The 9,969-nt window shown below is 40.3% G+C and carries 9 protein-coding genes; 8 read left to right on the top strand and 1 reads right to left on the bottom strand.

The window, feature by feature from the left end; translation table 11 throughout:
- Positions 1-8 precede the first annotated feature (8 nt).
- From Q0K35_RS04095 to Q0K35_RS04070, 6 genes are all read left to right on the top strand, one after another.
- Complete coding sequence (locus tag Q0K35_RS04095; protein ID WP_294560903.1) at positions 9-104, top strand: hypothetical protein; 96 nt, start codon at positions 9-11, stop codon at positions 102-104.
- 76 nt (positions 105-180) lie between these two features.
- Positions 181-714, top strand: a complete 534-nt coding sequence (locus tag Q0K35_RS04090) for a TetR/AcrR family transcriptional regulator (RefSeq protein ID WP_294561403.1) — start codon at positions 181-183, stop codon at positions 712-714.
- A gap of 106 nt (positions 715-820) precedes the next feature.
- The gene (locus Q0K35_RS04085; RefSeq protein ID WP_294561402.1) at positions 821-1,843 is read left to right on the top strand and encodes a zinc-binding dehydrogenase; all 1,023 of its coding nucleotides are present in this window, start codon (positions 821-823) and stop codon (positions 1,841-1,843) included.
- Positions 1,844-1,939: 96 nt separating this feature from the next.
- Complete coding sequence (locus Q0K35_RS04080) at positions 1,940-3,634, top strand: M3 family oligoendopeptidase (RefSeq protein ID WP_294561401.1); 1,695 nt, start codon at positions 1,940-1,942, stop codon at positions 3,632-3,634.
- A gap of 101 nt (positions 3,635-3,735) precedes the next feature.
- Complete coding sequence (locus Q0K35_RS04075) at positions 3,736-4,923, top strand: O-antigen ligase family protein (protein ID WP_294561400.1); 1,188 nt, start codon at positions 3,736-3,738, stop codon at positions 4,921-4,923.
- Positions 4,924-4,984: 61 nt separating this feature from the next.
- The gene (locus Q0K35_RS04070) at positions 4,985-5,731 is read left to right on the top strand and encodes a hypothetical protein (RefSeq protein WP_294561399.1); all 747 of its coding nucleotides are present in this window, start codon (positions 4,985-4,987) and stop codon (positions 5,729-5,731) included.
- 32 nt (positions 5,732-5,763) lie between these two features.
- On the opposite strand, the gene Q0K35_RS04065 is transcribed toward Q0K35_RS04070, so the two are convergent.
- Entirely contained in the window at positions 5,764-6,846 is a 1,083-nt protein-coding gene (locus Q0K35_RS04065) for an FAD:protein FMN transferase (RefSeq protein ID WP_294561398.1), read from the bottom strand.
- Between the two features lie 224 nt (positions 6,847-7,070).
- On the opposite strand from Q0K35_RS04065, the gene Q0K35_RS04060 reads away from it, so the two are divergent.
- Both Q0K35_RS04060 and Q0K35_RS04055 read left to right on the top strand, forming a co-directional pair.
- Positions 7,071-8,363: an RnfABCDGE type electron transport complex subunit C gene (locus Q0K35_RS04060; protein WP_294561397.1), complete on the top strand. Its 1,293-nt coding sequence runs from the start codon at positions 7,071-7,073 to the stop codon at positions 8,361-8,363.
- Between the two features lie 12 nt (positions 8,364-8,375).
- Positions 8,376-9,969, top strand: a 1,594-nt coding sequence (locus Q0K35_RS04055; protein WP_294561396.1) for an RnfABCDGE type electron transport complex subunit D, incomplete at its 3' end; no start/stop codon positions are given.

Here is a 9,969-nt window from a genome sequence, read left to right as displayed (position 1 = left end):
ATGAAGATATCAAGGCAAGATTTGAAAGCGGTGTTTTGCATTTGAACATTCCGAAGAAAGATCAGCCGAAGGTAGAAGAAAAGAAATACATTTCAATTGAGTAAGTCGTTGGACTTACTCTTTTTTTTGCGATAGTGAGATATAAATGTTATAATCTTCGCATAGATAAAGAGGTATTTTATGAACACAAAGGATATGATCATTCAAAGCTATATTGATTTAGTGATTCAAAAGAAAACGACTCATGTAAAGGTTGCTGAAATTTGCGATCATGCTGATATTTCAAGAAAGACTTTTTATAATTATTTTGTTGATAAGCAACAGATTCTTGAATGTATTTTTTGTGAAGAAATTGAAAAGACAATGGTCAATGGATTGCAATATCCCATTAATGAAAAAGAGGAAGTCATTGCTACTTATAATAGTTTTTTAAAACAAAAGGATTTTTTTATGATTGCTATGAAATGTGAAGGACAAAATTCATTATTTGATATTATCATACAGCGGTGTTCATCATTTTGCATGGATCTGTATGATCCATATTTTAAAGATAAGAAAAAACTGGAATATCTTTCATATAAGTATGCGGCAACCAGTGCGATGCTTCTAAAAAAATGGATGAATGAGGGCATGGAGGAATCCGCTGAATTTCTTGCAGATATCTATTTAAGCTCTATTCAACAATTGCCGTCATATAAGAAGAAAAAGGGGTAACAATTTTTTTGTTTTGTTACCTTTTTAGTTACTTTTGATTGAAAGAGTTAATGTAAATCAGACGGGTAAATGACTATAATAGAAATAGATGAAAGGAGTCTTAGAAATGGAAGGTATGATGAAGTGTGCTATTTATAAAAGCGCAAAAAACATTGTTGTAGAAGAAAGGGCAATTCCTTCGATCAGCAGTAAGGATGTGCTGGTAAAAGTTCTCAGAGCCGGCATCTGCGGTTCAGATGTAGGTATCTATCTGCATGGCGGAGAAGGATATGGTCTTCCTTCTGATTCACAGTTCGGACACGAGATGATCGGCAGAATCGTGGAAAAGGGCAGTGATGTCGCAGATGATCTGAATGTCGGAGATGTTGTTTTTATCGATCCGACACTTAGTACCGAAAACGGAGTTGCGGGCTCAACTGCGGCAGGTGCCTTTTGTGAATATGCCCTTGTTAAGAATGCGGCATTAAATTATAATCTTTATCATTTAGAAGATCCGGATTTAGACAAGCTGGCAATCATTGAACCATTATGCGTAGGAACCAAGGCAGCAACAATGGTGGAACCTAAATTGGATGAGAAGGTTGTCGTGCTGGGTGCCGGAACGATCGGTTTATCAGCTGCCGCAAGTTTGATTGCCAGAGGATTAAAGAAGATCGTTGTGGTTGATCGTGATTCAAAACGTTTGGAAGTTGCCAGACATCTTGGTGCTGAAACCGTTAATACGACAGAAAAGGATCTAAAGGAAGAGCTTATTCGTATCTTAGGAGCATTCCCGGGATATTTTCCATTACCGGATGTGGATATGTTTATTGAGGCGAGCGGTTCATCGGCGCTGTTTCGGCAATGCTTTGATTTAGCCAGGGAAAAGACTCGTTATGCCGTTGTATCTGTGCTGAATGAAGTAACTCTGAATGGTTTGAATTTTATTGCGACACAGCCTGTGATCTACGGTTCTCGAGGATATGAGCATGAAACGATTGCGGAAGTAATTGATCATTTACAAAAGAATAAGACCAATATTCGGGAAATCGTTACTAAAAAATATAAGATCGATGATTTCCCACAGGCCATTGCTGATGCTGCCAGTGGTAAGCAGATCAAGGTATTAATTGATTATGAGATGGAATAAACCAGTCGATGACTGGTTTTTTCTTTTCTGAAGGATATTTAAATTTCGTTGTGTTCGCCCTTGAAACAGTGTAAAATTGTAGTAGGAGGATTTTTTATGAAATTTAGTGAATATACATATGAAAGACCTGATCTGCAAAAAATGCAGAAGCTTTATACCCGTTACATTGATGAATTAAAGCGTGCGGGTGATGCCGATACATTTATGGATATTTTCAAAAGACTGAATCAGCTGAGAAATCATATCTCAAGCATGAGAACGATTGCTTCATTGCGATATACGATCAATACAGCGGATGAATTTTATGAGAAAGAAAATGATTATTGGGACGAGCATTCACCTTTTTATCAGCAGCTGGATACCCGTTTTTATAAAACGATCATGGAAAGTCCGCTTTTAGATGAATTGAAAAAGAGGATCCCTTCACCATTTTTCTGGATCATTTCCTGTCAGTTGAAGGCTTTTGATGACGTTATATTGGAGGATCTTCAGCAGGAAAATAAAATTGTGACCCAATATGACAAGCTGAAAGCTTCCGCAAAGATCGATTTTGAAGGCAAGACTTATACGTTGCCGGGAATATCTGCCCTATGTGAATCAAAGGATCGTGATCTCAGAAAAAGAGCAAGTGAAGCTAAATTTAAATTTTATGAAGATCATGAAGATGAGTTTGACCGTATTTATGACGAGCTTGTGCAGGTGCGTGACAGGATGGCAAAGAAGCTGGGTCTTGAAAACTTTACAAAGCTTGGTTATCTTCGTATGACCCGTCTTGATTACGATGAAAAAATGGTTGCTGATTATCGTAAGGAAGTATTGGAGAGCGTTGTTCCTTTGGCATGTGAGCTTGCCGAAAAGCAAAAAGAGCGTCTGGGTCTTGACCAACTGGAATATTATGATTTGAATGTTGAGTTTAAGAGCGGTAATCCACTGCCAAAGGGAAGCTGCAAGGAGCTGGTTGAAAAGGCGCGTCAAATGTATCATGAGCTTTCAAAGGAAACAGGCGAGTTTTTTGATATGATGATCGATCGTGAGCTTTTAGATCTGGAAAGCAAGCCGAATAAGGCAGGCGGCGGTTATTGTACCTATATCAGTGAATATGAAGCACCGTTTATTTTTTCTAATTTTAATGGTACGAGTGGTGATGTTGAGGTATTGACACATGAAGCCGGTCATGCTTTTCAGATTTATTCTTCAAGACATAATAAGATTCCTGAATTAGAATTTCCGACATATGAATCCTGTGAAATCCATTCAATGAGCATGGAGTTCATCACATGGCCATGGAGCCATCTGTTCTTTGGTGAGGATACGGCCAAGTATCATTATCTTCATTTAAGCTCGGCCGTCAAATTTCTTCCTTATGGGGTTTTGGTGGATCATTTCCAGCATGAAGTCTATAATCATCCTGAAATGACGCCTCAAAAGAGAAAAGAGGTATGGCGTGAATTGGAAAAGATGTATCTGCCTTATAAGAATTATGAAGCCTGTGATTTCTTGGAAAGAGGCAATTACTGGTTCCAGCAGAGTCATATATTCATGGATCCGTTCTATTACATTGACTATACCCTGGCTCAGGTATGCAGCTTGCAGTTTTGGAAGAGAAGCCAGGAGCATGATAAGGATATGTGGAAGGATTATTTGGCAATCTGTCAGGTGGGAGGTACAAAGAGCTTTTTGGATATCGTTAAGACAGCACATTTGGTATCTCCTTTTGAAAAGGGCTTTTTGAAGGATGTCATGGAATCGGCAAAAGCTTATTTAGAAAGTGTTGATGATAAAAAGTTTTGATATGGGGACTGGAATTCAATGCATGAATTTCAGTCTTTTTTTGTTGTGATTGTATTTTCTATAGAGATTGTTTATAATATGTGGGAATGGCGGAGGGATATATGGAATCAGTTAAAGCTTTTTGTGAGAGAAAACTACTGGGATATAGTGTTGATCAATATATAATCATGTTTGTTGTTTTTACGATTTTTTTACCACATTACTTTTCATTGGCGGCTATGGTGGGGGTTGTAATTTATCTGGTTTACACCAAGCAGCTAAAAAAGGTGATCTTGGGTACGCCAAGAGGTTATTGGGCTTTGATTTTTGGCGGCATGTCGATGGCGGTTTCGCTTTATTATCAGAATTATCGGGGCTTTATGCAGTGTGTAGGAATCGTTTTTGTGGCGGTTTTTATTTTGTATTATCGCCGTTATATCGATGAGCGGTTATTTACTTTTATCGTAGATACCTGTTGTCTGTTGTCGCTGTGTTGTTTTGTGTGGGGATTGATGGAGTATGCTTCGATCGTTGATCGTTTGGGTTATCCTTTTGATGAGCTGATCGTTGAAGATTCGCCGGTGAATCGCATCAATTCAACTTTTTATAATGCAAATTATTATGGCATGATGATCCAGTTTTTAGTGCTGATGTGCATCTATAAGATTCTGCATGCGAAAACGATCCATCGTGTCGTATTTTATGTCGTGACGATCTTTTGTAATCTTTTTGTTCTTTATCTGAGCGGATGCCGGGCCGGATGGTTAAGCTTTTTAGTGACCATTCCGCTGATCTTTTATATAAATCGACGGAAAAAGACTTCACTTTTTTTAGTGCTGATGATTGCGCTTGTTGTGGTGATCGTACTTTTGAATCCGGAGATTTTTCCTCGCTTTGATAATATCATCCGCTATTTCTTTAATCGTACGAATATTTGGATGACTGCTGTGAAGGGAATTATGGAGAAGCCGTTGTTTGGGCGTGGTCCCAGCGCATATCTGATGATTTATGAAAGCTTAGGGGGACGCAAGGCTTTTCATTCGCATAGCGTTTATCTTGATCCGCTGCTCTCGTTTGGGATCGTGGGCGTAGGTATGATATGTTATTTCGCATGGCCGGTCGTGAAGGAAATTTATCAGCTATATTCCAGAAAGATCAATAGGGAATTGTTCGGTCTGATCATTTGTTCGATCCTTGCTGTTCTGATCCATGGAATTTTTGATTATACCGTTTTCTGGATACAGACAGGAACGATATTTTTACTGATCTTGAACAGTGGCAGCATGTATAAAAATAATTCCTATGATTGATTTCGTAATCTTTACAAATAAAATAAATTACGATAGAATATAAATCATAAAGAGGTGGAATATGAAAAAGTTAGCAGCAGTCGTAGCGCTGTGTCTGTTGGCAGGATGCAGCAGCAAAGAAACGATCGAAGTGGATTATGTACATCCCAATCATAATGAAATCGCAGAGCAGGTATTAGGAGAGCCGCTTGGAAAGGATGAAACTCAGGAAATTTTTGAAAGTACGGAGAGCGTAGATGTATATTATGAGGTTGTTGATGATACGCAGGTGACGCTTTCTATCTTCAATAATATGGATTACTATTATACGGGTACGGTAGATCTGGATGCCTGTGAATTTCAGCTTTCAGTAACAGGTTTGGCACCATATTCTTATGCGTCAAAGACAGTAGAATGTCCTAATTTTGCGGAAGACAGTGAATTTACGTTTACCGGAACATTATATAACAGAAATGATGAAAATGCATATACGACACCGTTTGAAGCCTATTATTATGAGGATGATGATACGCTCTATGATTATACGCTGGATCTGAGCTTGGAAGAAATCAATGAAGATGAATTGAAAAAACTTGCGAATTATCTTTATACAGAGAATATTCTTTCAAATTATGCCGGAGAAATGTGGGTAAGGGTTTATCCTAAGACTGCTTATGATGAGGCTTATGGCATGAATACGGATGAAGCCTGGAATAAGCTTGACAGTGAGTCGTTTGTGGCGACTATCTGGGTAGATGCTGAAAATGATATTGCGGAAATTTATGACGGCCAGACGTCTGAGCTGATCGAAAGAATCAATTACAGATAACAAAAAGCGCTTCGCTACAAACGAAGCGCTTTTTAATTAATGATCTTAGATGCGATATTTGGCGTGGTCAGAATGTAATAACCTTCTTTTTCTCGATAATTTTCATTTTCGATCTCATCTGTTTTATCGTAGATCCAGATGGCTTCGGCTTCTATGCCGTTTTCTTTTAATTTTTCTAAATATGCAGCACCTTCCTGATAAGTCATCGTATAAAGCGTTGTGGAAAGGATATCGGCAATGCCGCTGTCCTCACATAAAATAGTTACGCTTTTCGCATGTCTTGCCGGATATAAAGTATCAGGATCAATGATATGATGCATGATATTACCGTCATGTATGAAATAGCGCTGGTAGTCACCGCTGGTTACGAAGGCCTCCTGACCGCCCAGTTCTAATGTGATGAGCGATTCGGTGGAGTTATGGAGGGAAGGGGTCAGAATACCGGCTCGCCATAGATCACCATTGATCTTATTTCCTAAAAATTCTACATTTCCGCCGGCATTGACAAAGCCATTGACATATCCCTCTTCAAGAAGCATTTCTGTTACTAACTGAGTAGCATATCCTTTAGCGACGGCACCGACATCAAGACTGGCACATGATTGATTTAAATAGACGGTGTTGTTTTCGTCATCAATTTCAACCTTGTCCCATCCCGAGCAGGCTCTGGCGCTTTGAAGCTGTTCTTCGGTAGGAAGCGTGTAATCATCACCGTTGAGAGCTTTTTCTCGGACATCGTGCCACAAGCTTAAGACAGGGCCAAGCGTTACATCAAACTGATAGTTGCTTAATTCGCTGTATTGCTTTGAAAGAAGAAGCATATCAATGATTACCTGAGAAACTTCCACCGGCTGAATACCGGCATTGTCATTGATCGTTTTGATATTGGCTACATCGTAATCGTTGTATTTATCAAAAAGGGAATTGTAGTAAAGAAAAGCATCGGTTGCTTTTTGAAATGTTTCATCAAATTCTTCCTGACTGTCGGCATATAACTGAATTGAAATTACCGTATCAAAGCCAGCCTGCATCGTTGAATCATTATAGAGCTTTTTCTCTTTTGGAGCACACCCTAAAAGAAGCAAACCAATGAGCAGTAAACTCGTTTTTTTCAATTTTATCACCTGCTTTATTATACTGTGCAAGGGGATTAAAATCAAGAAATTACTTTTTGTGAAGCAAACCGGAGGAAGAATATGGGTAAAGAGCATGAAATTTGATATGATTTTTTCTAAAATAGATGCCACAATATTGATAAATATATTAAAAATCGTGTGATATTATGTTATAATAACAGAGATGTCGTTTTATACGATGATAAGAAGAGGAAGGTGACGAAATGTCTTTGTTTAGAGGGTCAATGCGTACTCATATAAATGGGCACAAAGAGTTGAGCGAACATGCAGATATCATCACTTTGGTTCCTGAAAAAGTAGCGATTCCGCTGTATTTCGGTGCAGAAACGGATCCGCAGATATTTGTTCAGGCTGGGGATGAAGTTAAAGTAGGGACAAAAATTGCAGAGTTCAGCAGCCGCTTTGTAGTGCCGATATATTCTAGTGTAAGCGGAAGAGTCGAAGTGATTGAGGATCGATTACATCAGAATCTTAAAAGAATCAAACATGTAGTGATCGTCAATGATAAAAAATACACAAAGGAAGAAAATCCGACGTTGGATTATGAGGCTGCTTCTCGTGAAGAACTGGTTGATTTTATGATGAATGCCGGTATCATCGGCTGCGGAGGAGCAGGTTTTCCTTCTTATGTAAAGTATAAAGGTGTTAAGAATGTTGATAGTTTGATCATTAATGCCGTTGAATGTGAGCCTTATATCACCAGTGATTATAAAGTCATGGAAACTGATTTTGATGTGGTGCTGACAGGTATCAAGGCCATGAAAAAGATGAGTGATGCAAAGAAGGTGCTGATTGCTATTAAAAAATCACATCCTGAACTGATTCAGAGCGTCAGTGCTAAGTTGCAGAATGAAAAAGATATCACTTGTGTCAGCGTTCCGGATGTTTATCCGATGGGATGGGAAAGAACGCTGGTCTATCAGCTGACGAAAAAGCGTTATGATAAATTGCCTCTTGAGGTAGGCTGTATCGTTAACAATGCAACGACAGCTTATATGTTTGGCAAGGCGTTGACGACTGGAGAGCCGATCATTAGCCGTATGCTGACAGTCAGCGGTGATGCCGTGAAACATCCATGTAATGTGATTGCTCCTGTCGGAAGCAGTGCTCACGATGTGATCGAGGCCTGCGGCGGTTATACTGCTGATGATGTGGTTGTCTGCTTTGGCGGTCCGATGATGGGTACAACGATCACGACGGATGATGTCAGTGTAGAAAGACAGAACAATGCGATCACGGTATTGAAGAAAGCGGCAATCGATGAAGTTGCCTGTTTGCGTTGCGGAAGCTGTTCAGATCACTGTCCAAGCGGTCTGCAGCCGGTACGTATCGTTCAGGCGAATAAATTAAAGGATATGGCACGTCTGGAAAAGCTGGATGTCACCAAGTGTGTGGAATGCGGAATGTGTACATATGTTTGTCCTTCTAAGATTGCTGTTACGGAAAATGTACGCCGAGCTAAGCGCGCCTATCAGATGGCGAAGGCTAAGAAATAGGGGGAAGCGACGATGAAATTCAATTACAGTCCGGCTCCGAATTATCGCAGTTCAAATTCTACTAAAAGAATCATGTTTGAACTGTTGCTGGGGCTAATAGTTATTTATTTATATGCACTCTTTTATTACGCAACAAGTTATGGAAATGAATATCTTATGCAGGCGTTGCTGATCATGGCAGCTTCGGTTGGCGGTTGTGTGCTTACTGAGGTTGTTTGGGCATTAGCGCTAAAAAAGAATGTCATTTCATATCTGAAGGGATCCTTTCCTTGGATCACGGGCGTGATCTTGGGATTGATGGTATCTGTCAATACAAGCTGGTATGCGGTTTTAGTGGCTGCCGTGCTTTGTACGATTTTCGGTAAACTGGCATTCGGCGGCTTTGGCCAGAATATCTTTAATCCGGCTGCTGTCGGAAGAGCGATCATACTGACTGCTTTTTCAGGTATGGTAGCTGCAGATATCACAACAGGGGCTACACCGACAACTTTGATGGCAAGCACATATTCATGGTGTGTGACGGATGCAGGTATGGTCAGTGAACTGTTGAACTCGGTTGGCGGACTAAGCGGTCTGCTGTTTGGTTCACATCCCGGAGCTTTGGGTGAAACCTGCGGTATCCTGATCATTGTCGTGGGAATTATTCTTGCGATCCGCAAGGTCATTGATTGGCGTGTACCGGTCGTTTATATCGGAAGCGTATTTGTGATCACGGCTGTCATGGCTTTATTTAAAGGAATGGGCATGTGGTATCCTGTTTATCATGTGTTGAGTCGCGGACTTCTGTTTGGTGCATTCTTTATGGCAACTGATCCGGTTACGAATCCGACAAGCGCATCAGGAAGGGTCATTTTCGCATTAGGCTGTGCGATCTTAACGGTTCTGATTCGTGTGAAGGCTAATCTTCCGGAAGGTGTCTTATATTCTATTCTGCTCATGAATGCATGTACGCCGATGATTGAACGTATCTGTGACTGTGAACAGATCAAAGGATTAAGAAATGCTATTATCTCATTTGTATGTTTGGCCGTCGTAGGACTTGGCTGTGGCGTTTTAGCCATCAATGCGGTTGAGCCTGCCACTGCTGCAAAAGAAGAAAATAACGGCAGCACAAATGAAGGTGAAACAGGAATGGATTTCAATACAGAAATCACTAATACAACTGAAAACAGTGACGGCAGCGTGACTTATACAGTAAGTGTAGATGGTTATGCGGTATATAATCATGCAGATGGAAAACCGAATGTCATCGAAGTGACGATCCTGGATGGAACGGTTCAGAATGTTGTGGTTGTCGAAGCAAATGATACGCAGTATGTTGGAGATCAGATTGCAAATGAGGACTTTACCAGTCAGTTTGTGGGCATGACATTGGATACGCTTGAAGTTAAGCCGTTGAGCGGTGCTACGATTTCAAGTACTTCCGCAGAAAAGGCAGTGCAGGCAGCACTTGAAGCAGCACAGGCACCAGCCGGAGGAAACGGCAGTACAGGTGGTAGTGAAACAGCAATGGATTTCAATACGGAAGGCACCAATACAACCGAAAACAGAGACGGCAGAAGTACTTATACAATAAGCGCAGAAGGATATGCCGCATATAATCATG

Origin of the sequence: uncultured Traorella sp., assembly GCF_944327115.1 — a bacterium.
Taxonomy (GTDB): Bacteria; Bacillota_I; Bacilli_A; order Erysipelotrichales; family Erysipelotrichaceae; genus Traorella.
This window is presented reverse-complemented; position numbering and strand designations above follow the sequence as displayed.

Bases quoted from the DNA above. Each gene is read 5' to 3' on its own strand.
- Q0K35_RS04090 (WP_294561403.1), top strand. From the start codon at position 181: ATGAACACAAAGGATATGATCATTCAAAGCTATATTGATTTAGTGATT.
- Q0K35_RS04085 (WP_294561402.1), top strand. From the start codon at position 821: ATGGAAGGTATGATGAAGTGTGCTATTTATAAAAGCGCAAAAAACATT.
- Q0K35_RS04080 (WP_294561401.1), top strand. From the start codon at position 1,940: ATGAAATTTAGTGAATATACATATGAAAGACCTGATCTGCAAAAAATG.
- Q0K35_RS04075 (WP_294561400.1), top strand. From the start codon at position 3,736: ATGGAATCAGTTAAAGCTTTTTGTGAGAGAAAACTACTGGGATATAGT.
- Q0K35_RS04070 (WP_294561399.1), top strand. From the start codon at position 4,985: ATGAAAAAGTTAGCAGCAGTCGTAGCGCTGTGTCTGTTGGCAGGATGC.
- Q0K35_RS04060 (WP_294561397.1), top strand. From the start codon at position 7,071: ATGTCTTTGTTTAGAGGGTCAATGCGTACTCATATAAATGGGCACAAA.